The sequence below is a fragment of the Pandoraea sp. NE5 genome (genome assembly GCF_024363545.1).
Lineage (GTDB): Bacteria > Pseudomonadota > Gammaproteobacteria > Burkholderiales > Burkholderiaceae > Pandoraea > Pandoraea cepalis.
Map to the genome: position 1 here is coordinate 1,163,382 of NZ_AP025517.1, position 21,903 is coordinate 1,185,284.

General features: G+C 64.5%; 22 protein-coding genes and 1 pseudogene. 16 read left to right on the forward strand and 7 right to left on the reverse strand.

The window, feature by feature from the left end; all coding sequences use genetic code 11:
- Positions 1–82: 82 nt before the first annotated feature.
- The 7 genes from PanNE5_RS05440 to PanNE5_RS05470 form a co-directional block, all read right to left on the reverse strand.
- Positions 83–973, reverse strand: a complete 891-nt coding sequence (locus tag PanNE5_RS05440) for an ABC transporter permease (RefSeq protein WP_261939376.1) — start codon at positions 971–973, stop codon at positions 83–85.
- Positions 970–1,812 carry an ABC transporter ATP-binding protein gene (locus PanNE5_RS05445; protein WP_410007581.1) on the reverse strand — a complete coding sequence of 281 codons (843 nt, stop codon included), beginning with the start codon at positions 1,810–1,812 and terminating at the stop codon, positions 970–972. The genes PanNE5_RS05440 and PanNE5_RS05445 overlap by 4 nt, the downstream gene beginning before the upstream one ends.
- Before the next feature lie 368 nt (positions 1,813–2,180).
- On the reverse strand, positions 2,181–3,542 hold the full coding sequence (locus tag PanNE5_RS05450; RefSeq protein WP_261939377.1) for a porin: 1,362 nt from the start codon (positions 3,540–3,542) through the stop codon (positions 2,181–2,183).
- A 299-nt stretch (positions 3,543–3,841) separates the two neighbouring features.
- Positions 3,842–4,264: a hypothetical protein gene (locus PanNE5_RS05455; RefSeq protein WP_261939378.1), complete on the reverse strand. Its 423-nt coding sequence runs from the start codon at positions 4,262–4,264 to the stop codon at positions 3,842–3,844.
- A gap of 51 nt (positions 4,265–4,315) precedes the next feature.
- Positions 4,316–5,302, reverse strand: a complete 987-nt coding sequence (locus tag PanNE5_RS05460; protein WP_017234036.1) for a GlxA family transcriptional regulator — start codon at positions 5,300–5,302, stop codon at positions 4,316–4,318.
- Between the two features lie 21 nt (positions 5,303–5,323).
- The gene (locus tag PanNE5_RS05465) at positions 5,324–6,529 is read right to left on the reverse strand and encodes an MFS transporter (protein WP_261939808.1); all 1,206 of its coding nucleotides are present in this window, start codon (positions 6,527–6,529) and stop codon (positions 5,324–5,326) included.
- A gap of 166 nt (positions 6,530–6,695) precedes the next feature.
- Positions 6,696–6,896, reverse strand: a complete 201-nt coding sequence (locus PanNE5_RS05470) for a hypothetical protein (RefSeq protein ID WP_017234034.1) — start codon at positions 6,894–6,896, stop codon at positions 6,696–6,698.
- 255 nt (positions 6,897–7,151) lie between these two features.
- Here PanNE5_RS05470 and urtA point away from each other — a divergent pair, with 255 nt between their 5' ends.
- The 16 genes and pseudogenes from urtA (at position 7,152) to PanNE5_RS05550 (ending at position 21,903) form a co-directional block, all read left to right on the forward strand.
- On the forward strand, positions 7,152–8,348 hold the full coding sequence (urtA, locus tag PanNE5_RS05475) for an urea ABC transporter substrate-binding protein (protein WP_369751579.1): 1,197 nt from the start codon (positions 7,152–7,154) through the stop codon (positions 8,346–8,348).
- 62 nt (positions 8,349–8,410) lie between these two features.
- The gene (gene urtB / locus PanNE5_RS05480; protein ID WP_017234032.1) at positions 8,411–10,033 is read left to right on the forward strand and encodes an urea ABC transporter permease subunit UrtB; all 1,623 of its coding nucleotides are present in this window, start codon (positions 8,411–8,413) and stop codon (positions 10,031–10,033) included.
- On the forward strand, positions 10,034–11,236 hold the full coding sequence (gene urtC / locus PanNE5_RS05485) for an urea ABC transporter permease subunit UrtC (RefSeq protein ID WP_017234031.1): 1,203 nt from the start codon (positions 10,034–10,036) through the stop codon (positions 11,234–11,236).
- 77 nt (positions 11,237–11,313) lie between these two features.
- The gene (urtD, locus tag PanNE5_RS05490) at positions 11,314–12,099 is read left to right on the forward strand and encodes an urea ABC transporter ATP-binding protein UrtD (protein ID WP_232424620.1); all 786 of its coding nucleotides are present in this window, start codon (positions 11,314–11,316) and stop codon (positions 12,097–12,099) included.
- Between the two features lie 2 nt (positions 12,100–12,101).
- Complete coding sequence (gene urtE, locus PanNE5_RS05495; protein WP_017234029.1) at positions 12,102–12,803, forward strand: urea ABC transporter ATP-binding subunit UrtE; 702 nt, start codon at positions 12,102–12,104, stop codon at positions 12,801–12,803.
- A gap of 77 nt (positions 12,804–12,880) precedes the next feature.
- On the forward strand, positions 12,881–13,732 hold the full coding sequence (locus PanNE5_RS05500; protein ID WP_261939379.1) for an urease accessory protein UreD: 852 nt from the start codon (positions 12,881–12,883) through the stop codon (positions 13,730–13,732).
- A gap of 433 nt (positions 13,733–14,165) precedes the next feature.
- Positions 14,166–14,936 carry a transporter substrate-binding domain-containing protein gene (locus PanNE5_RS05505; protein WP_039830361.1) on the forward strand — a complete coding sequence of 257 codons (771 nt, stop codon included), beginning with the start codon at positions 14,166–14,168 and terminating at the stop codon, positions 14,934–14,936.
- 40 nt (positions 14,937–14,976) lie between these two features.
- Positions 14,977–15,663 (forward strand): amino acid ABC transporter permease, encoded by a 687-nt coding sequence (locus PanNE5_RS05510; protein WP_017234026.1) that lies wholly within the window; start codon positions 14,977–14,979, stop codon positions 15,661–15,663.
- Entirely contained in the window at positions 15,660–16,310 is a 651-nt protein-coding gene (locus PanNE5_RS05515; RefSeq protein ID WP_017234025.1) for an amino acid ABC transporter permease, read from the forward strand. Before PanNE5_RS05510 ends, PanNE5_RS05515 begins: the two co-directional genes overlap by 4 nt.
- Positions 16,297–17,019: an amino acid ABC transporter ATP-binding protein gene (locus tag PanNE5_RS05520; RefSeq protein WP_017234024.1), complete on the forward strand. Its 723-nt coding sequence runs from the start codon at positions 16,297–16,299 to the stop codon at positions 17,017–17,019. Before PanNE5_RS05515 ends, PanNE5_RS05520 begins: the two co-directional genes overlap by 14 nt.
- A gap of 163 nt (positions 17,020–17,182) precedes the next feature.
- Entirely contained in the window at positions 17,183–17,485 is a 303-nt protein-coding gene (locus tag PanNE5_RS05525) for an urease subunit gamma (protein WP_017234023.1), read from the forward strand.
- Between the two features lie 233 nt (positions 17,486–17,718).
- A complete protein-coding gene (locus tag PanNE5_RS05530) occupies positions 17,719–18,294 on the forward strand; it encodes a HupE/UreJ family protein (RefSeq protein WP_261939809.1) in 576 nt (191 codons plus the stop codon).
- 45 nt (positions 18,295–18,339) lie between these two features.
- A complete protein-coding gene (locus tag PanNE5_RS05535) occupies positions 18,340–18,645 on the forward strand; it encodes an urease subunit beta (RefSeq protein ID WP_017234021.1) in 306 nt (101 codons plus the stop codon).
- Positions 18,642–20,342, forward strand: a complete 1,701-nt coding sequence (gene ureC / locus PanNE5_RS05540; protein ID WP_017234020.1) for an urease subunit alpha — start codon at positions 18,642–18,644, stop codon at positions 20,340–20,342. Before PanNE5_RS05535 ends, ureC begins: the two co-directional genes overlap by 4 nt.
- Before the next feature lie 60 nt (positions 20,343–20,402).
- Positions 20,403–21,083, forward strand: a pseudogene (gene ureE, locus PanNE5_RS05545) (urease accessory protein UreE); the annotation flags it as partial.
- Between the two features lie 94 nt (positions 21,084–21,177).
- Positions 21,178–21,903, forward strand: a complete 726-nt coding sequence (locus PanNE5_RS05550; protein WP_017234018.1) for an urease accessory protein UreF — start codon at positions 21,178–21,180, stop codon at positions 21,901–21,903.

Genomic DNA, 21,903 nt, shown 5'->3' on the forward strand with positions numbered 1-21,903 from the left:
TCTCATCTCCTTGGATATTCGGGATTGCGCGAGGCGATCCCTAGTCGGTGGTTTCCACTCGTGTTGCATAAGTTGGGCGGGGTCAAACGCCCGGCATGTTGCTATCGGCACCCGTTGGCGGCTGCCAGGAAAGCAGTCGCTTTTCCAGCATGGCCATCAACACTTCCGCGCTGAGCGCGACGACACCGATGATCAGCATCGCGCCGAAGACACCATTGGCGTCGAACGTGTTCTGGGCCGTCGCGATCACCAGGCCCAGGCCTTGCTGCGCGCCCAGAAATTCACCGACGATGGCCCCGATGATCGAGAAACCCAAGGCGACGTGCAGGCTCGCGATAATCCACGTCATCGCGGACGGGAAGACGACGTTCGCGATGACATCGAAGCGCGATCCGCCCAGAATGCGCACGTTGGCGATCAGGTTGCGATCGACGCTGCGCACGCCCTGGAACGCGTTGAAGAACACGACAAAGAACACGAGGACGGCGGCCAGCACCACCTTCGACGGCATGCCGAGCCCCAGCCACATGACGAGCACCGAGCCCAACACGATCCGCGGCAGCGCGTTGACGATCTTGATGAATGGGCCGACCACGTCTGCCAGATACGGGATCTCGCCCAACAGCACGCCGAACAGGATGCCGGACGTCACGCCTGCAATAAAGCCGAGGAGCGACTCTTCGATCGTGACCCAGATCTGCAGCCAAATAGAGCCGTAAGCTGTCCCGCTGCGCGCCCATTCAATGAGTCGAGCGACGATCCCGCTCGGCGATCCGAAGAAGAATGGGTCGATGACTCCCCAGGATGAAAACAGCTGCCAGCCGCCGACCAACAGTACGAACAGGGTTGCGCGCCCCAACCAAACCAGGTTCTTGCGGCGCTGTGCCTTGCGTCGCGCGGCGGCCGCCACCGTCACCGAATCGCTTCCTGCCAACGCGCCGTTAAGCTTTGCACTTGAGTTCGAGCTGGTCATGCCGAGGCCCCCCTGACCTTCGCTGCGGAGGTCGTTCGGGAATAGGCTTGCTCGACTTCCTCGCGCAGCGAATCCCAGATTTGTTGATAAAGATCGAGAAACCGCGGATGGAAGCGGATCTCCTGCACTTCGCCGCGCGGCCTCGGCAGGTCGATGTCGAACACCGCCTTGACGGTGGCAGGCCCTGCGGTCATCACCACGACGCGATCGGCGAGGGCGATCGCCTCCTCAAGGTCGTGCGTCACGAACAGGACCGAAGGTCGGGTGCGCTCCCACAGCGTCAGCAATTCGTTGGACATGATGGCCCGCGTTTGCACATCAAGCGCAGAGAACGGCTCATCCATGAGAAGCATGGAGGGTTTGTTGATGAGTGCGGCGGCAAGGCTGACGCGCTTGCGCATGCCCCCGGACAGCTGATACGGGAAGTAGTCTTCGAAGCCCGACAGACCGACGATCCGCAGCCACTCACGCCCCTCGTCCATCGCGGCCGCTTTCGGGACGCCACGAAACGACGGCCCGAGCGCCACATTCTTCAGGATCGACTTCCAGGGAAGGAGTGCGTCGTTCTGGAAGACGAAGCCGGCACCGCCGGAAATTCCGTCGACGGCCTGGCCAGATACCTTGACAACGCCGGCGCTGGGTCGATACAACCCTGCCGCCAGCGTCAAGGTTGTGGACTTTCCGCATCCGGTCGGCCCCACCACCGCGCAGAACATGCCCGGCTCGATGACGAGGCTGACATCGCGCAACACCGTCTTTTCCGTGCCGTCTCGCGTGGGAAATCGCTTCGTCACCCCGGAGAACTGAATACCTCCTTGCCCTGCTGAATTCTCTACCATCGCAAACCTTATATCGTGTACCCATCGACATCCGACCGCATGGTGGACGCCGATGAGTGAATTGCAAAAATCACACACTGCCCACATCGAGTTCTCTTCGAACCCGTATCGGGCTACCCCGTCAGTGACCCATTACCGATAAGCAGGAAAGGGCTCGTGAATAAAGCTTCACTGAAACTTCCGAGTAAATGGTCACCTCCACAAAAAATAGGAGTCCTATATACGTTCGACTACACAACACTCGAAAGAGAAATCCCCTTGCGTCATGCGGCTTTCGGGACAGCGCGAAGCGTAGCAAGTACGGGAAGCGATAGCGGCAAGCCGCATTTGCTTCGATATTTCATGCCAATCCGCTCGCCAACGTCGGATCAGAAATGCCAGATGCCGCCGGCCTCGATACGTTTTGCCGTCGCGGCAGACAGTCCCGTCGAGTTCTGGAACGTCTTTTGCCCCCACATCACCTCGATGCCCACGTCGACGGTGCGGAATGGTCGATAAATCAGGTTGAGGTGAACGGTCTTGGTAGTGACGGCGTTCTGCGGATCGGCGGGCAGGAACGACGCCAATCGCTGGTGGTTGTATCCGAATCCAATGTTCGAACGCAGCTTGTCGGTCCACCAATGCTGGAAGAACAGGCCTCCCCCAAGCTCGGGCTGGATCTGGACATCCGTGGCCCCTGTGGGGTTGGCGGCCGTTCCGTTGTTGATCGCGAGCACGGAAGCCGTGTTGGCACCGAAATCGTCCGGAATGTATCGGCCCAATGCGCCGTACCAGACCTGGCCGCCGAAATTGTCACGACCATATCCGCCGCCCGCCTTGGGCAGATTGAATGTCGCACCCATCAGCATCGCGCCCGCAAGCTTTGTCGTGCGCGATCCATTCTGGTCGGTAAAGCCGAGCTCACGGGCAATCCCTGAAACCTGAAAGTGGCCCCAGGCGGCTTCGCGCTCGTACTTCACGCTCAGATCCGGGAACGGGTTCGATTTCGTCACGGCCTCGATGTTGCCGCGCGTATCCTGGTAGCCGGTCTGCGGGTTTTCCAGTGCGAACGACACGGCACTGCCTTTGCCGAGCGGCAGCGTGTAACGGACTTGCGGCGTGCGCGCGGCCGGGAGGCCTGCCTGTCCGGCGTTGTCGAATGTCTCCACCGCGTCCGGGTCGTCGATGAAGTTCGAATTCGCCATACCGACGAGGAACCCGCCAATCGTGCCGTAAGCGGTGACCACGCGGGCACCCCAGCTATTGTTCTGCAATGCCTGGTTGTTGTCGCCACCCGAGACGAAGCCGTAGAAGTCGAGTCCGAAATTGGTGGTGATGTTGCCGTACGGGCTTGGCGTGCTGCTCCCCACGACCAGTCGTGAAACCTTGTCCTGGAAATGGAAGGTACGTGCCGATTGCGCTCGGGCGTTGCTGCCGGCAGGATCCAGATTGCCTATCGCAAACTTTGGCCCGAGATTTTCGGTGGGATCGTAAATGCCCTGAAAATTGATGAAGCCGCCAATACTGAGCGAGGTGTCGGTGCCCGGGACGATGAACGACCCCGGCATGGCCCCGCGACGGATGTACTGGTCCGAAATGCTCATCTGCTCGGCCTTCGTCGGCGGCAGACTCTCGGTCGGCGCTTGCGCCACGGACACCGCGACGGGATTCTTGGCTGTCTGGCTCTGCGCCATTTTCAACTGATCGAGCCGTACCGACAGATCGTGAATCTCCGCCTGAAGCTTGCTCATGTCATCGGCATGTGCTGCCGGCATCGCGCCGAGACCTGCAATTGCGCAGCACAGGACTTTCGCCGACAACGACTTGTCCAATTTCGAACGACGTTCTCGCCTCTTAGGTAACTTCGCCCACCGTTTCATCCGCTGTCTCCTGCATCTGATTGTTGTTCATGCAAACCCGCTCAAGGAAGCATCGTGAGCAGTGAACGAATCTTAGGGAGGACTAGCTGTCAACTGGCTGACGCTGGCGGGACTGAATTGACGGTGTTTACCCGGGGCGGCGGGGAAGTGGGCGGCGTAGGGTCTGCGGTCTAAGTCCCCTGCAGGAATTGCCTCGGAGGAGACGCGTCGGTCCGTTCGAGCAAGGCGAACCGGAGGCGCGCGTTGAGCAGGGCCGCCGGAAGTGTGCTGGCACCCGCGCCCGAGTCCACCACCACGGGAATCCGCGTCGCGTTGAAACCCACGGCAATGGCCATCACGCCATGAACGTTGGGCAATGACGTGCCATCGGCGATTCGAAATCGCTCGTTGGCCGCCGGATCGAACTGCTCGCTGACGAAGAAGCAGTCGTCATTTAAATTAAGGACCGAGACCTTGCTATCGGCCAGATCAAGATGACGGACACAGTGAGGTCTCGGTGTGGTGACGATAGGTGCGATCCGTGAAGTATCGATGGAACGCGAACCGTTCGAAATCGGCAGATTCCGAAATGTCGTTTGCCTGATCGTCACCACTGCAGCGTCATTTGACGCCGACCATCCCTGGCCGCCGCAAACGTCTCACGCCTACGCCACGCCCATCACCCCAAACCGCTCCCGATACGCCACCGGCGTCACGCCGTACTGGCGTTGAAACGCGCGGCGCAGGTTTTGTTCGTCGCCGAAGCCCACGCGCGCGGCGATGCGCTTGAGCGGCGCATCCGAATCGAGCAAGGCAAACCGGGCCGCCTCCAAGCGCATGCGCTCGACCGCCTTGGCCGGCGTCGACCCCGTCCGCGCGAGATAACTCCGCGCAAACGTGCGCGCGCTCATGTTCGCCTGCTCGGCCAGCCGCACCACCGACAGATCGCCATCGAGCCGTTCGGACATCCACGCATGCAAATCGCCGAACGGCGCTCCCGCCGCGACCTGCGCCTGCAATGGCGGGCTGAACTGCGATTGCCCCCCAGCACGCTTGAGGAACACCACCAGCCGACGCGCCGCCTGCAACGCGATATCCGCCCCCAAATCGTCCTCGACCAACGCCAACCCCAGGTCGATCCCCGCCGTAATGCCCGCCGAGGTCCAGACCGGATCCTCACGCACATAAATCGGATCCGACTCGACCCGCGCCTTCGGATAACACGCCTGCAACATCGCCGTGTCGAGCCAGTGCGTCGTCGCGCGACGTCCATCCAACAACCCCGCCGCCCCCAGAATGAACGCCCCCACACACACCGAACACACACGCCGCACACGCGGCGCGTAGGCGCGCAACCACTCGCCCACCTCACCCGGCACCGCCGGACGATGCGCCACCGCGCCGCCCACCGCGATCAATGTGTCGACGGACATCGTTTCGAGCGCGCGCATCGGCTCGGTGTGCAGCGTGATACCCGAGCCCGTCTCCACCGGCCCACCATGCTCGGACACCACCACGGTGCGATACGGTGTCGCTTGCCCCAACGCCGCGAAGTTGCGAATGACGGCGTGAAACGCGTCGAGCGGTCCGGCCAGATCCAGCAACACGAACGGCGGCACGATGAGAAAGGCAACGAGACGAGGTGGGTTCATGATCGCGAGAATGTCGGAGCGTCAGGCCGTCGCGGGCACCGCACGGCGCTTCGCGTCGACGGCATACCACACCGTCGCCAGCGCCGCGAGCGCCAGCAACGGGAAGGTCGCCTGGTTGATGGTGGCCCAGCCGAAGCGAGCGAGCAGTTGCCCCGCGAACAGACTCGCGAGCGCCGTCCCGGCGAAGGTGATGAATTCGTTGGCGGCCTGCGCGCGCGCACGCTCCGCCGAACGATACGACATCGTGAGCAACGTCGTGCCGCCCACGAACATGAAGTTCCATCCCACGCCGAGCAACGCCAACGCCGCATAGAAGTACGGCAGGCTCGTCGACGCGAGCGCCACGACACCGCACAGGGCGCTCATCGCAATGCCCGCCAGCAACACCGGCACCACGCCCCAGCGCTTGACGAGATGCCCCGAGAAGAACGACGGCGCATACATCCCCACCAAGTGCCACTCGATGATGTGCGCGCCGTCGTCGATGCTGTGCCCACACGTCACCGCCGCGATGGGCGTCGCCGTCATGACGAACATCATCACCATGAAGCCGATCAGGTTGTTCGCCAGCGCCGCCACATAAATCGGCTGACGCATGATCTCGCCGAGCGGCCTGGCCGGTAATGCATCCGCGTCGCCGGTGGCACTGGCAGCCGCATGCACCGGTAAATCGCGCAGCAATCCGACGAGCAACGCCAACGATATCGCCGAGAGAATCGCCACGACGAGATACGATCCCGCGAACGTCACCGGCGCGAGCCAGTTTTTACTGCCTGCCGCGAGCGCCGGTCCGATCACCGCCGCCAGCACGCCACCGGTGAGCACGATGGAAATCGCGCGTGGCTTGTCGTCGAGCGGCACGACGTCGGCCGCTGCCAGCCGGTAATAGCGCGCGAACGCCTGAAACACCCCCACACACGCCGTACCCGCGCAGAACATCGCAAAGTGACGCTCGTAGATCGCCATGACCGACACCAGCCCGCCGACCGTGCCGAACAATGCGCCCAGCGCGAAGCCGAGACGCTGACCGATACGCTGGATCAACATCGACGCAAAGATCGTGGTGATGGCGGACGCCACGGTAATCAGCGAAAACGGCAGCGTCGCATAACCTTTGTCGGACGCCAGCATGTAACCGACAAGCCCCGTCAACGTCAGGTCGACGGACATCGCCGCCGTGAATAACGCCTGGCACGCGGCCAGCACCGCGGCATAGCGGCGGCCCATCGAACGATCGGGGCGCCCGGAACGCTTCGGGCGCCCGCTGGGTTCGGAATCCGTGGGGCGCGCGGCGCGCCCGGCAATGGCATCGGTCATGAGCGTGTTGTCGAACAAGTCGGAGAGTCGTCGGGAGCCCTCATCTTGCCGTCGACCGGTTTGGCACGAATGCCAATCATGCATCAAAAAATGCCACCTCGTCGTCAGGCGTCTCGGGCGCCAAGCAGTCGTCCTGGCCGGCGACCTTCCTGGTGGTCATGCCACCGAATCGCGCCAACTCGGTGCGCACCAACTCAGCGCGCAGCCGCACCACACTGCTTCGTTCGGAAGACGACACGCCGATGAACCCCTGCGCAGAGTCCCATGCGTACGACATGATCGACCCTGACGATTCGACGCGCAGACGCCGCCCTCGCGGGCCTGCGCGCGCTTAGCGACGTTCGACGCTTTTGCTTGCGCGACCGTGCACCGTTACCTCGCATGCCCAATCCCGCCCATCGCTGGCACGGCCCTTGCGTTACTCCTCCGGTACCGGATCGACCGGTCTAACCAGGAAAGGGGAAGACGTACCATGAAACGACGCACGCTACTCCAGATGGCGGCCCTCTCGGGCGCCGCATCGCTGACGGGCATGGCGCCCAACTTGTTCGCGCAGAGCAAGTCGCCCATCAAGGTCGGCATCCTGCACTCGCTCTCGGGCACGATGGCCATCTCGGAGACGTCGCTCAAGGATGTCGCGCTCATGACGATCGCCGACATCAACGCCAAGGGTGGCGTGATGGGCCGCCCGCTCGAAGCCGTGGTGGTCGACCCGGCGTCGAACTGGCCGCTCTTCGCGGAAAAGGCGCGTCAGTTGCTCACCAAGGACAAGGTCGCCGCCGTGTTCGGCTGCTGGACGTCGGTGTCGCGCAAGTCGGTGCTGCCCGTCTTCGAAGAACTCAACGGCCTGCTCTATTACCCGGTGCAGTACGAAGGCGAAGAGATGTCGAAGAACGTCTTCTACACGGGCGCGGCGCCGAACCAGCAGGCGATCCCGGCCGTGGAATACGTGATGAGCAAGGAAGGCGGCGGCGCCAAGCGCTTCTTCCTGCTCGGCACCGACTACGTCTATCCGCGCACGACCAACAAGATCCTGCGCGCCTTCCTGCATTCGAAGGGCGTCGCCGACAAGGACATTCAGGAGGTCTACACGCCGTTCGGCCACAGTGATTACCAGACCATCGTCGCCAACATCAAGCAGTTCGCCCAGGGCGGCAAGACCACGGTCATCTCGACCATCAACGGCGACTCGAACGTACCGTTCTACAAGGAACTCGGCAACCAGGGCCTGAAGGCCACCGACGTGCCGGTGGTGGCCTTCTCCGTCGGTGAAGAGGAACTGCGCGGCATCGACACGAAGCCGCTCGTCGGGCACCTCGCGGCATGGAACTACTTCATGTCGGTGAAGAACCCGACCAACGACGCGTTCAAGAAGGAGTGGTTCGCCTACGTCAAGGCCAAGGGCCTGCCCGGCGGCGACAAGCGCGTCACGAACGATCCGATGGAAGCCACGTTCGTCGGCATGCATATGTGGAAGCAGGCCGTCGAGAAAGCGGGCAGCGTCGACGTCGACAAGGTACGCACCGCGATGATCGGCCAGTCCTTCAAGTCGCCGGACGGCTTCGACATGGTCATGGACGGCAATCACCACCTGCACAAGCCGGTGATGATCGGCGAGATTCGCCCGGACGGGCAGTTCAACGTCGTGTGGAAAACCAAGACCACGGTGCGTGCGCAGCCGTGGAGCCCGTACATCGCGGGTAATGAAGGCAAGCCCGACAAGGTCTGACCCTCCTTCCATTCCCTGCGCCGGCGCCGGATCGATGGCCGCCGGCGCGCGCAGAGGTTTTGATGATAACGATAAGACGCTGGACCGCTGCCGCCCTTGTCCTGCTCTCGCTGGGCGCCGCGCTGACCACTCCCTCCCTGGCCCATGCCGCCGTCTCGAGCGCCGACCTCACGGCGCTGGCCGGCGACGACTTCGACGCCAAGTCGCAGGCCATCGATCATCTTGCGTCCGACGACTCGCCGCAGGCCGCCGCACTCCTCAAGGCGCTGGCCGACGACACGGTCGTGACCGTGGGCGATCGCCTCGCCATCCAGGACGGCGAGAAGACCCTCGATCCGATCACGGGCGCCCCGATCAAGGGCGACAACGCGGGATCGATCACGCTCAACAACGTGCTGCGCGCCAAGGTCGCTACGGCCGCCGCCGCCGGCGCCTTGCGCTCGCCCGATCACGACGCCCGGGCGCAAGCCATCGACACGATGCTGCAAAACCCGTCGCCCGCATTCAAGACGCTCATCGAACAGGCGCGCCAGAAGGAGACCGATCCGACGCTGCGCAAACGGCTCGACCAGCTCTGGGCACAGACGGCATTGCACGACACCGACGCGAAGAAGCGTCGTGAAGCCATCGATCTGATCGCCGCGGCGGGCGACCCTCAGATGCGCGATCTGCTGCTGCCCATCGTCGCGAAGCAAGCGGACGGCACCTATGCCGAACCCGACGCCAGCGTGCGCAGCGCCGCCGACATCGCCCTGACGAAACTGGCCGCAGCCCAGCGCCGCAGCGAGTTCTTCGGCACGCTTTTCGCCGGTCTGTCGCTCGGCAGTGTGCTGCTGCTCGCCGCGCTCGGCCTGGCCATCACCTATGGCCTGATCGGCGTCATCAACATGGCGCACGGCGAATTCCTGATGGTCGGCGCGTACGCCACGTATGTGGTGCAGACACTCTTTCAGCGCTTCCTGCCGGGGGCGTTCGACGCCTACCTGGTCGCCGCCGTGCCCGCCGCCTTCCTTGTGGCGGCCTTCCTCGGCTTCGTGCTGGAGCGCACCGTCATCAAGCATCTGTACGGCCGCCCGCTCGAAACGCTGCTCACGACGTTCGGTATCAGCCTGCTCATGATCCAGGGCGTGCGCACGCTGTTCGGCGCGCAGAACGTGGAAGTGATCAATCCCTCGTGGATGAGCGGCGGCGTCGCCGTACTGCCCAACCTGATGTTGCCGTATAACCGCATCGCGATCCTGATATTCGCGCTGGTGGTCGTGGCGCTCACCTGGTCGGTGCTCAACCTCACGCGCCTGGGGCTGTTCATTCGCGCCGTCACGCAGAACCGGTCGATGGCCGCCTGCGTCGGCGTGAAGACGGGACGCGTCGACAGCTATGCCTTCGCGTTTGGCGCGGGCATTGCCGGACTGGGCGGATGCGCGCTCTCGCAGATCGGCAACGTCGGCCCGGACCTCGGGCAGAGTTACATCATCGACTCGTTCATGGCCGTGGTGCTGGGCGGCGTGGGACAACTGGCCGGGACCATCGTCGGTGCGTTCGGCCTGGGCATCGCCAACAAGCTGCTCGAACCGGTGTGGGGTGCCGTGCTCGCCAAGATCGCCGTGCTGATCCTGATCGTGCTGTTCATCCAGAAACGCCCGCAGGGCATGTTTGCGCTCAAAGGGCGCAGCGCGGAGGCCTGAATGCAGACGTCGAACTTCCTGCCCGAAGGGATCGCCCCTTCGATCTCGCTGGACGTGCCGCCGCGCGCCCGGCTCCTGCCGAAGCATGTCGCGCCCTTGCTGTTCGCGTTCGTGCTGGCGGTGACGATTCTCGTGCCGGTTTGCGCCCTGGTGCTGCCGGCCACGCACCCGTTGCATCTGTCGGCCTACGCGATGACGCTCGTGGGCAAGATCATGTGCTACGCAATTGCGGCGCTCGCGCTCGATCTGGTGTGGGGCTATTGCGGCATCCTGAGCCTGGGCCACGGCCTGTTCTTCGCGCTCGGCGGGTATGCCATGGGGATGTACCTGATGCGCGGCATCGGGCGCGACGGCGTGTATCACAGCAACTTGCCCGACTTCATGGTGTTTCTCGACTGGAAGTCGCTCCCCTGGTACTGGACCGGCACCGAGCATTTCGCCTGGGCGATGTTTCTCGTCGTGGCACTGCCCGGCGTGGTCGCGTGGCTCTTCGGGTATCTGGCCTTCCGCTCACGCGTGAAGGGGGTGTACCTGTCGATCATCACGCAGGCGCTCACGTTCGCCGCCATGCTGCTTTTCTATCGCAACGAAACCGGCTTCGGCGGCAACAACGGCTTCACCGACTTCAAGCGCATTCTCGGCTACTCGATCACGTCGGCAACCACGCGCACGGTGTTGTTCCTCGTGACGTTCGTCGTACTGATCGGTGCCTTCGTGCTGTGCCGCGCGCTGGTCGTCTCGAAGTTCGGCCGTGTGGTCACGGCCATTCGCGACGGCGAATCGCGCGCCATGTTCCTCGGCTACCGGCCGCTGAGCTACAAGCTGTTCGTGTGGACGTTGTCCGCCATGCTGTGCGGCATTGCGGGCGCGCTTTACGTGCCGCAGGTCGGCATCATCAACCCGAGCGAGATGGCGCCGGTCAACTCCATCGAGATGGCCATCTGGGTCGCCATCGGCGGACGCGGCTCGCTCGTGGGCGCGATTGCCGGTGCGTTCCTCGTCAACGGTGCGAAGAGCTTCTTCACGGCGTACTTCGCCGAGTACTGGCTGTTCTTCCTCGGCGCGATGTTCGTGCTCGTGCCCCTGCTGCTGCCGCAGGGCGTGATCGGCCTCGTCGCACAACTGTCCCGCAAGCGCACGCCACACGCGCCGGCCGCCGCCGAAGGCGATGCGCCGCACCCCGCCACCGGAGACCGCGCATGAGACCCGACATCGACATCAGTTGGCAAATCGCCGACGCCCCCGATGCATCCGTCACCGTCAGCGGCGACCCTACCGGGATGTCGCATCTCGTGGTGCCGGGCGAGATCGACACGTCGCACGGTCTTATCCTCTACCTCGAGAACATCTCCGTATCGTTCGACGGCTTTCGCGCCCTCAACGACCTGTCGCTGGCGATCAAGACCGACGAGCTGCGCTGCATCATTGGCCCGAACGGCGCGGGCAAGACAACGATGATGGACGTCGTGACGGGCAAGACCCGCCCCGACGCCGGCCGCGCCTTCCTCGGCCAGACGCTCGACCTCACCCGGCTCGACGAGCCGGCCATCGCGCAGGCGGGCGTGGGCCGCAAGTTCCAGAAACCGACGGTGTTCGAACATCACAGCGTGTGGGAGAACCTCGAACTCGCGTGTGCGGGCGACAAACGCTGGTTCCGCGCCCTATGGGACATGCTCACGCCGACCATGCGACGCCGCATCGAGGAAGTGCTCACGCTCACGCACCTGGAGCATCAGGCCCATGTGCGTGCGGGACAGTTGTCGCACGGCCAGAAGCAGCGCCTGGAGATCGGCATGTTGCTCATGCAGCAACCGCAACTCCTGCTGCTCGACGAACCCGCCGCCGGCATGACCGACGAAGAGACCGCGCAGCTCGCCGAGTTGCTCAACCGGCTGCGCGGGCATTGTTCGATGATGGTGGTCGAGCACGACATGGCGTTCGTCGCCGCGCTCGCCGGCGAGACGGGACTCGTGACCGTGATGGCCGAAGGGCGGGTGCTGGCGGAAGGCACGCTCGATGTCGTGCAACGCGACGAGCGCGTGATCGAATCGTATCTGGGACGCTGACCATGTTGGAAATTCACGCACTCAATCAGTACTACAGTGGCAGCCACATTCTGCGCAACGTGGAGTTCACCGTGCCCGACGGCCAGCTCACCGTGCTGCTCGGGCGCAACGGCGTGGGCAAGACCACACTGCTCAAGTGCCTCATGGGCGTGGTGCCGGTGAAGTCGGGCAGCATCGCGTGGCGCGGCACTGCCCTGACGTCAGCCCCCCCGTATGCGCGCGTGGCGCATGGGCTGGCGTACGTGCCGCAAGGACGCGAGATCTTCCCGCGTCTCACCGTCGAAGAGAATCTGTTGATCGGTGCGGCGAGCCGTCCCGCGCGCGAGGCCAAGCGCGGCGTGCCCGAGCACATCTACGAACTGTTCCCCGTATTGCGCGATATGAAGCAGCGGCGCGGCGGCGATCTGTCCGGCGGGCAACAACAGCAACTTGCCATTGGACGCGCGCTCATGAGCGACCCGCAACTGCTGATCCTCGACGAGCCGACCGAAGGCATTCAACCGTCGATCATCAAGGACATCGGGACAACATTGCGGCGTCTGGTCGACGAACGCGGCATGACGGTATTGCTGGTCGAGCAGTATTACGACTTTGCCCTGCAACTCGCGGATCACTATCGCGTGATGAGTCGGGGCGCCATCGTGGCGAGCGGCCTCGGCAAGGACATGGAAGCCGACGGCGTACGGCATCAGGTGGCCGTGTGAGACAGAGACGGCAGGTTTCGATGTCGCGCACGGTCGGCGCGTGCTAGATTCGCGCCATCCATTGCCGAACGATTTTCATGAATTCTCCGCACACGCCCAGCGCCGGCTGGCACGCCGCGCTGACGCTCGGCTTCGCCCGTCAGGAAGCGCGCACCGTTCTCGCCACGCGACGCCACCACGGCCCGCTCGTCGTCCAGAAGTCACTTCATCCGGAAGGCCCCGGCATTTGTCATGCCGTTGTCGTACATCCGCCCGGCGGGATTGCGGGCGGCGACACGCTGTCCATCGACGTCGAGGTCGGTCCCAACGCGCACGCCGTATTGACCACGCCGGGGGCGACCAAGTGGTACAAGTCGCAAGGCCGATTCGGGACGCAGGACATCAGCCTCACCGTAAGCGACGGCGCGAAGCTCGACTGGCTGCCGCTCGAGAACATCGTGTTCGAGCATGCGGATGCGCGCCAATGCATCACCGTGAAGCTTGGCGAGAACGCGTCCGTCATCGGCTGGGACGCCACGCTGCTCGGCCGTCAGGCGGCAGGTGAGCAGTGGACGCACGGCCAATGGCGCGCGCGCTTCGAACTGCGCGATGCAACGGATCGTCTGCTGTGGGCGGAACAGGCCGTGCTCGACGCCGACGATGCGCAACGCACCGGCACCACCGCGCTGGCGGGTTTCCCCATCTTCGCCACGCTGTGGGCCGTCGGTGCCGCTTGCACACGCGAGCTGGCCGAGTCGCTCGCCCAAGGCCTGCCGTTCGACGACACGCTGCGCGCGGGGATCACGTGCCTGCCGGGCAACGTGCTCGTGGTGCGCGTGCTCGGACACGATATGGAGACGGTACGGCGATTGCTGGTCTCGCATTGGCTGACGCTGCGCCCGCTCGTTCACGGCGTGCCCGCCGAGCCGCTGCGACTCTGGGCGACGTGAGACGGCTTCCCTCCCGTCACACACACCACACGCACCACACGCACCATAACGGTGACGCGCGCGCTGCCGCGTCATCCTCTCCGGCCCGAATTCGCACCAATGCTGGGCTTCCCTCCCCGTTTTCGCCACTTCCCGTTGTCGTCGCCATTGCTGTCGCCGTTGCCGTCGGCACGGCACGTTGCGCGTGCGTGCGCTCCATCTCATCAGCCCCGTGACCTGAAGCATTGCCGGGCACGATTCCTGCTAGATCACTGTATCGACCGGTCAGACCAGATGTACCGGCCGCCGGAACACTCCTGTTACCGGAATGCTTCGCCCCCCGATCCACGAGGTTGCCTCTATGCTGCCGTTCATTCGTAGTGCCTTCTCTCACGACACCGTTGCCGCCACGCTCGGCGCACGCGCACGGACCCGTCGCGCGTTCACCACGCTGATGCTGGCCGTGAGCGCAATCACCGTCTTCGCCGTGGCCGTGCCACGCAGCGCGCATGCCGACGGACTCGACGACATCATCAAGCGTGGCACCCTGCGCGTAGCCGTGCCGCAAGACTTCCCGCCGTTCGGTTCGATCGGCGCCGACATGAAGCCGGTCGGCTACGACATCGACGCTGCCGCCTTGCTCGCCAAGGGCATGGGCGTGAAGCTGGAACTGGTGCCGGTGACGAGCGCCAACCGCATCCCCTACCTCACGACGAACAAGGCCGACCTGGTGATCTCCAGCCTCGGCAAGAACGCCGAGCGCGAGAAGGTCATCGATTTCTCGCAAGCGTATGCGCCGTTCTACAACGGCGTGTTCGGACCCAAGGATCTCGCGGTGTCCAAGCCCGCCGACCTGTCGGGCAAGACCGTCGGTGTGACGCGCGGCGCCGTCGAAGACCTCGAACTCTCGAAGATCGCCCCGGCCGACGTCACGATCAAGCGCTTCGAAGACAACAACGGCACGATCTCGGCGTTCCTGTCCGGGCAGGTGCAATTGGTCGCCACGGGCAACGTCGTGGCTGCGGCCATTCTCGCCAAGCACCCGCCCAAGTTGCCGGAGCCGAAGTTTCTCATCAAGAACTCGCCGTGCTTCGTCGGCCTGAACAAGAACGAGCCGCGGCTGCTCGCCAAGGTCAACGAGATTCTCGCCGCGGCGAAGAAAGATGGCGCGCTGAGCAACGTCTCGCAGAAGTGGCTCGGCATGCCGCTGCCGACGAATCTCTGATCTTGACATCCCGCCCCTCGCGACTCCTCACCGGCTTCACATGCATTACGTTCTCGATTTTGCCGATCTGCGGCAATACCTGATGCTCTTCGTGCGCGGCGCCGCGCTGACGGTTGTGCTCACGGCCGTGTCCACGGTCGCGGGCGTGAGCCTCGGCGCGCTGTGCGCCGTCGCCCGCGAGGAAGGCGCGGTGTGGCTCAAAGCCATTACCGGGCTGTACGTCGAGCTGATCCGCAACACGCCGTTCATTGTGCAGCTCTTCTTCATCTTCTTCGGACTGCCGAGTCTTGGCATTCATATCGACGAGACGACCGCCGCCGTGCTCGCCATGAGCGTGAACCTGGGCGCGTACGCCACCGAGATCATTCGCGCCGGCATGCGAGCGGTGCCGCGCGGTCTGTCCGAAGCGGGACTGTCGCTCGCCATGACGCGCGGCCAGATCCTGCGTCATGTGATCTTGCCGCAGGCGTTTGCCAAGGTGTTCCCCGCACTCGCCAGCCAGATCGTGATCGTGATGCTGGGGTCGGCCGTCGTCTCGCAGATCTCCGTGCCCGATCTGTCATACGCCGCCAACTTCGTGCAGTCGCGCACGTTCCGGGCGTTCGAGAGCTATCTGATCGTCACCGCCGTGTACCTCGCGCTCGCGATCGCACTGCGCCGTGTGCTGACGCGCTGCGCACGGCGCCTCTTTCGCGGCACGGTCAACGTCAAGGCAGGTGCCCGATGATCGAGTTCTCGACGTGGGACATGTTGCACGGCCTGCTGCTGGCAGCCCGCTGGACGCTCGCCCTGTCGGCCATCGCCTTCGTCTGCGGCGGCGGCGTCGCCCTGATGTTGCTTGTCGTGCGCGTTGGACGCGTTTCCTGGGCAGCACGCGCCGTGGCGCTGTATATCGAAGTGTTCCAGGGCACGCCGCTGCTCATGCAGTTGTTCCTGGTGTTCTTCGGCTTGCCGCTGCTCGGTCTCGACGTCTCGCCCTGGGTCGCGGCGGCCGTGTGCCTCACGCTCTACACGAGCGCCTATCTCACGGAGATTTGGCGCGGTTGCGTCGACGCGATTCCGCACGGCCAATGGGAAGCCTCGTCGAGTCTCGCCATGCGATACGGCGAGCAACTGCGTCACGTGATCTTGCCGCAGGCACTGCGCATTGCCATCGCGCCCACGGTCGGCTTCTCGGTGCAGGTCGTCAAGAGCACGGCGCTCGCGTCGATCATCGGCTTCGACGAACTCACCAAGACCGGCACCATGCTCACCAACGCGACGTTCCAGCCGTTCACCGTGTACGGCCTCGTCGCGCTGCTCTACTTTGCTGCCTGCTATCCGCTGTCGCTGTGGGCGCGTCATCTCGAAAGGAAACTCCATGTCGCTCATTGAAGTCAGGGGCATGCAAAAGCGCTTCGGCGAAACCCCCGTGCTCAAGGGCATCGATCTGGACGTCGAGCGCGGCCAGGTCGTGTCGATCATCGGCAAGAGCGGGTCGGGCAAGAGCACATTGCTGCGCACGCTCAACGGCCTGGAGCGGTTCGACGCGGGCAGTGTCGCCGTGGAGGGCGTGCACGTCGGCGCGCGCGACACCGATCTGCGCGCATTGCGTCTGAAAGTCGGCATGGTGTTCCAGCAGTACAACCTGTTTCCGCATCTGTCGGCCGGCGAGAACGTGATGCTCGCGCAGAAGGTGGTGAAGAAGACGCCGGGCGCCGAAGCGCGCGACGTTGCCCGCGCCATGCTCGATAAGGTGGGACTGGCCGACAAGTTCGACAGCTATCCATCGCAGCTCTCGGGCGGTCAACAGCAGCGTGTGGCGATCGCCCGCTCGCTCGCCATGCGTCCGGCCGTGATGCTGTGCGACGAGATCACCTCGGCACTGGATCCCGAGTTGGTCGCCGAAGTGCTGGGGGTGCTCGAAAACCTCGCCGCCGAAGGCATGACGCTGATTCTCGTCACGCACGAGATGCGCTTCGCCCGTCATGTGTCGGACCGCGTGGTGTTCATGCATCAGGGCAAGATCTGGGAGTCCGGCGCGCCGGAAACCCTCTTCACGCAGCCGTCGACACCAGAATTGCAGCGCTTTCTCTGCCAATGACGACGCCGATGACCGACACCTGCCGCCGCGTCGTTTCGCACAGTTTTGGTGCGTGCCACGCAGGCGGCAAAACCCAGTGGCGCGGACAAGAACGTGCGCCTATGATGTGCGGCAACGGCGACCGCCCCACGACCCTTTCGCATTGACGTTCCCCCCGTTCACGATGAAGCTCACTCCGCGCGAAAAAGACAAGTTGCTCATCTTCACCGCCGCCTTGCTCGCCGAACGTCGGCGTGCGCGCGGGCTGAAACTGAATTACCCGGAGGCCGTGGCCTTCATCAGCGCCGCCCTCATGGAAGGCGCGCGCGACGGACGCACCGTGGCCGACCTGATGCATTACGGCACCACGCTGCTCTCGCGCGACGACGTGATGGAAGGCGTGCCCGAAATGATTCCGGACATTCAGGTCGAAGCCACGTTTCCGGACGGCACCAAGCTCGTCACCGTGCACCACCCGATTCCCTGAAGGACGCACGCGCGGAATGCCGAGCGTACGACGGTGGCCCTCATCGCCGTTCGTTCTCGGTCACCCTTGTCCTTCGCTTCGCATTCGATTCTCTGTCGTCGACAACCCCATCTTAAGGACGTCTCATGTCAGTGGCTCGCCTCCCTATTGCCCGTGATGCCCATGAAGTGACCGTCGCGTACGCGGCGGATGCTTCCCCGGCCCCCGGTCGCACGTACCCTCGCGTCGTGCGTGTGACGACTGGCCTCGCGCTGCTCGCCGCTTCGAGTCTGGCGCTCGCGCACCCCGGTCATCCGGGCCATGACGCGGCGGGCAGTTTCGTCGCAGGTTTCGTGCATCCGCTCACCGGCGCCGATCACCTTTGCGCCATGATCGTGGTTGGTTTGTGGAGTGCGCTCACGTCGAAACGTGTCTGGCTCGCGCCGTTGGCTTTCGTCGCCATGCTTGCTGCAGGCGGGTTGCTCGGCATGGCGTATGGCGTGGGGCTGCCGGGCGTCGAGCCGATGATTGCCGTCTCGCTGCTCGTGCTGGGACTCATGCTCGCGACGCGCGCGAAGCTGCCCGGCGCAGCGGGGGCTGCCGTCGTCGGCGCGTTCGCGATCTTCCATGGGGTGGCTCACGGTGCGGAATTGCCGGTCGAGGCGAGCGCCATGCATTACATGGCCGGCTTTCTGCTCGCGACCGGCGTGCTGCACAGTCTGGGCATCGTGGCCGGCGTTGCGCTGCGTCGCCGTACCGCGTGGTTGCCGCGCGTGCTCGGCGCGGGCGTGCTCGCCTACGGCGCGGCGCTGCTCGTCGCGGCGGCCTGAACGGCCAAGGTTGCGCGCATCCTTCAATTCCTCCAAGAGACGCTCATGATTCCCGGAGAACTGTTGCCCGCCGCAGGTGACGTCACGCTGAACGAGGGTCGCCCGACCCTCAGCGTGAGCGTTGCCAACACCGGCGATCGCCCGATCCAGATCGGCTCGCATTTTCACTTCTACGAAGTCAACGACGCGCTGCAATTCGACCGCGAAGCGACGCGCGGCTTTCGCCTGAACATTGCGTCCGGCACCGCGGTGCGCTTCGAGCCGGGGCAGCAACGCACGGTCGAACTGGTCGCGTTGGCGGGGGACCGCCGCGTCTTCGGCTTCGCGGGTCGCGTGATGGGGGCGCTATGAAGATTTCACGCCGCGCCTATGCGGAAATGTTCGGCCCCACGACGGGCGACCGGCTGCGGCTCGCCGACACGGAACTCATCGTCGAGATCGAGCGCGACTATACGATCTACGGCGAAGAAGTGAAGTTCGGCGGCGGCAAGGTGATTCGCGACGGCATGGGCCAATCGCAGCGCACGCGTGCCGACGTCGTGGATACCGTCATCACCAATGCCGTCATCATCGACCACTGGGGCATCGTCAAAGCCGACATCGGACTCAAGGACGGCCGGATCTGGGGCATCGGCAAGGCGGGCAATCCGGACATCCAGCCCGGCGTGACCATTCCACTGGGCGGCGCGACGGAAGTGATCGCCGGCGAAGGCATGATCGTCACGGCAGGCGGCATCGACTCGCACATCCACTTCATTTGCCCGCAACAGATCGACGAGGCGCTCTCGTCCGGCGTGACCACGCTGCTCGGCGGCGGCACCGGGCCGGCGACCGGCACGAACGCCACCACCTGCACGCCGGGGCCGTGGCACCTGGAGCGCATGCTGCAAGCGGCCGACGGCTGGCCGATCAACCTCGGCTTTCTCGGCAAGGGCAACGTCAGCCAGCCCGCCCCGCTGATGGAGCAGATCGAGGCCGGCGCGATCGGCCTGAAGCTGCACGAAGACTGGGGCTCCACGCCGGCCGCCATCGACGCCTGCCTGTCGGTGGCCGATGCGACCGATACGCAGGTCGCCATCCACACCGACACGCTCAACGAGGGCGGCTTCGTCGAAGCCACCGTTGCGGCCATCAAGGGCCGCACGATCCACACGTACCACACCGAGGGCGCCGGGGGCGGTCACGCACCGGATATTCTCAAAGTGTGCGGCGAGGCGAACGTGCTGCCGTCGTCCACCAACCCGACGCGGCCGTACACCATCAACACGCTCGACGAGCATCTCGACATGTTGATGGTCTGCCATCACCTCGATCCGGCCATCGCGGAAGACATTGCGTTCGCCGAATCGCGCATTCGCCGCGAAACGATTGCCGCCGAAGACATCCTGCATGACCTTGGCGCACTGTCGATGATCTCGTCGGACTCTCAGGCCATGGGGCGCGTCGGCGAGGTCGTCATGCGCACGTGGCAGACGGCGCACAAGATGAAGGTGCAGCGCGGCGCGCTCGGCACCGACTCGGCGCAGGCCGACAACTTCCGCGTCAAGCGCTACGTGGCGAAGTACACGATCAACCCGGCGATCACACACGGCATGGCCCATGAGATCGGCTCGGTGGAGGTCGGCAAATGGGCCGACCTGGTCCTGTGGGAACCGGCGTTCTTCGGCGTGAAGCCGTCGCTGATTCTCAAGGGCGGCATGATTACGTCAGCGCTCATGGGGGACCCGAACGCGTCCATCCCGACGCCTCAGCCGGTGCACTATCGCGAAATGTTCGGCGCGCGCGCCGGGGCGCTGGCGCGCACGTCGCTCACGTTTGTGTCGCAGGCGGCGTACGATGGCGACGTGGCCGGCCGCTATGGACTGGCCAAGCGCATCGTGCCGGTGCGCAATATCCGGCAGGTGACCAAGGCCAACATGATCCACAACGACTGGCTGCCGCATATCAGCGTCGACCCCGAGACCTATCAGGTCATCGCCGACGGGCAGTTGCTGACCTGCGAGCCTGCGAGCGTGCTGCCGATGGCGCAACGTTACTTCCTCTTCTGAGCTATGTCGCAAGCCCCCGAATCGCCCCACCCGGCAGATAACGCCGCCCCTCCCACGACGCTGCGCCGCGTCGAGAAACGCCTCGAGGCCGGACGCCTGGCTGCGCCGCTCATGCGGCGTGCCCCGGCGCTCGTGCTGCCGTTCGATGCGCGCAGCAAGAGCCGCCTGCGCGCCACGCTGGAGACCGGCGAAGACGTCGCCCTGTTCCTGCCGCGTGGCACCGTGCTGCGCGGCGGTGACGGGCTCGTGGCCGACGACGGCGGTCTCATTCGCGTGGAAGCCGCCCCCGAGACGGTGCTGCTCGTCACGGCCGCCACGCCGCTCGCGCTGACCCGCGCGGCATACCATCTCGGCAATCGGCATACGCCTGTCGAAGTGGGCGATGGTTATCTCAAGCTCGAATACGACCCGGTGCTGCGCGACATGTTGCTGCGACTCGACGTCGACGTAGCCGAAGCCTTGATGCCGTTCGAACCCGAAGCGGGTGCCTATGGCGGCGGCCACAAGCATGGTCACGATGCGACCTTCGCCGAAGACATGGCGCTCGCCCAGCGCGTGTTCCATGAGCATCATGGACATTCGCACGAGCATGAGCATGATCACGGGCACGGGCACGGGCACGATCATGACCATGATCGCGGCCATGTTCACGGCCCGGGGTGCCATCACGATCACGCGGCGGTTCACGCGCATGGCCCGGATTGCGCGCACTCGCACGCTCACGACGATCATCACGGCCATGCCCATGTTCACGGCCCCGATTGCGGGCATGACCACTCCCATACGCCGGACAGCACCACTACCGGCAATGCGCCTTTCCCTGTGAGTCCGACCGATGACGGCAAGTCTGGCCAGTCCTCTCGCTGAACCGGTTGCCACCGCGTCGTTGCAGTCACTCGCGGCGCTGCTGCATCTCGCATCGCCGGCGCTGCCCATCGGCGCGTTCAGCTATTCACAAGGGCTCGAAGCCGCGGTGGAACATGGCATCATCCACGATGCCCCGAGCGCCGAGCGCTGGATTGCCAGCCAGCTCGACGGCGTATTCACGACCGGCGAGATGGCCCTGCTCGCCAGACAGTGGCGCCACTGGCAAGCGGGCGATGTCGCGTCGCTCACCCGTGTGAACGAATGGCTACTCGCCACGCGCGAGGCGGCCGAGTTGCGTGCGGAAACCGAGCAGATGGGCTGGTCGCTCACGCAACTGGCGATCTCCCTCGAATGGGGGAATCCGATACAGCGCGAACACCTGTCCTCGCTGCGTCCGATCGCGTTGCCAACGGCCTTCGCCTTTGCGGCGCTGACGCATGGCGCTCCGCTGCTGGATACGCTCGTCGCTTACGCGTTCAGTTGGCTCGAGAATCAGGTGGCCGGCGCGCTCAAAGCCGTGCCGCTCGGACAATTGGCCGCGCAACGGGTCATCGTGGCATTGCGCCCTCGTGTGGTCGATGCCGCGCATCGAGCCGCGTCGTTGCCGGATGACCGGATCAATACCTTTTCCCCGGCGCTCGCCATTCTCGCGTCGCGTCACGAAACACAGTATTCACGCTTGTTCCGTTCGTGA

Coding starts and splice junctions, on each gene's coding strand:
- PanNE5_RS05440 (WP_261939376.1), bottom strand. CDS start 973: ATGACCAGCTCGAACTCAAGTGCAAAGCTTAACGGCGCGTTGGCAGGA.
- PanNE5_RS05445 (WP_410007581.1), bottom strand. CDS start 1,812: ATGGTAGAGAATTCAGCAGGGCAAGGAGGTATTCAGTTCTCCGGGGTG.
- PanNE5_RS05450 (WP_261939377.1), bottom strand. CDS start 3,542: ATGAGCAAGCTTCAGGCGGAGATTCACGATCTGTCGGTACGGCTCGAT.
- PanNE5_RS05460 (WP_017234036.1), bottom strand. CDS start 5,302: ATGAACCCACCTCGTCTCGTTGCCTTTCTCATCGTGCCGCCGTTCGTG.
- PanNE5_RS05465 (WP_261939808.1), bottom strand. CDS start 6,529: ATGGGCCGCCGCTATGCCGCGGTGCTGGCCGCGTGCCAGGCGTTATTC.
- PanNE5_RS05470 (WP_017234034.1), bottom strand. CDS start 6,896: ATGTCGTACGCATGGGACTCTGCGCAGGGGTTCATCGGCGTGTCGTCT.
- urtA (WP_369751579.1), top strand. CDS start 7,152: ATGGCGCCCAACTTGTTCGCGCAGAGCAAGTCGCCCATCAAGGTCGGC.
- urtB (WP_017234032.1), top strand. CDS start 8,411: ATGATAACGATAAGACGCTGGACCGCTGCCGCCCTTGTCCTGCTCTCG.
- urtC (WP_017234031.1), top strand. CDS start 10,034: ATGCAGACGTCGAACTTCCTGCCCGAAGGGATCGCCCCTTCGATCTCG.
- urtD (WP_232424620.1), top strand. CDS start 11,314: ATGTCGCATCTCGTGGTGCCGGGCGAGATCGACACGTCGCACGGTCTT.
- urtE (WP_017234029.1), top strand. CDS start 12,102: ATGTTGGAAATTCACGCACTCAATCAGTACTACAGTGGCAGCCACATT.
- PanNE5_RS05500 (WP_261939379.1), top strand. CDS start 12,881: ATGAATTCTCCGCACACGCCCAGCGCCGGCTGGCACGCCGCGCTGACG.
- PanNE5_RS05505 (WP_039830361.1), top strand. CDS start 14,166: ATGCTGGCCGTGAGCGCAATCACCGTCTTCGCCGTGGCCGTGCCACGC.
- PanNE5_RS05510 (WP_017234026.1), top strand. CDS start 14,977: ATGCATTACGTTCTCGATTTTGCCGATCTGCGGCAATACCTGATGCTC.
- PanNE5_RS05515 (WP_017234025.1), top strand. CDS start 15,660: ATGATCGAGTTCTCGACGTGGGACATGTTGCACGGCCTGCTGCTGGCA.
- PanNE5_RS05520 (WP_017234024.1), top strand. CDS start 16,297: ATGTCGCTCATTGAAGTCAGGGGCATGCAAAAGCGCTTCGGCGAAACC.
- PanNE5_RS05525 (WP_017234023.1), top strand. CDS start 17,183: ATGAAGCTCACTCCGCGCGAAAAAGACAAGTTGCTCATCTTCACCGCC.
- PanNE5_RS05535 (WP_017234021.1), top strand. CDS start 18,340: ATGATTCCCGGAGAACTGTTGCCCGCCGCAGGTGACGTCACGCTGAAC.
- ureC (WP_017234020.1), top strand. CDS start 18,642: ATGAAGATTTCACGCCGCGCCTATGCGGAAATGTTCGGCCCCACGACG.
- PanNE5_RS05550 (WP_017234018.1), top strand. CDS start 21,178: ATGACGGCAAGTCTGGCCAGTCCTCTCGCTGAACCGGTTGCCACCGCG.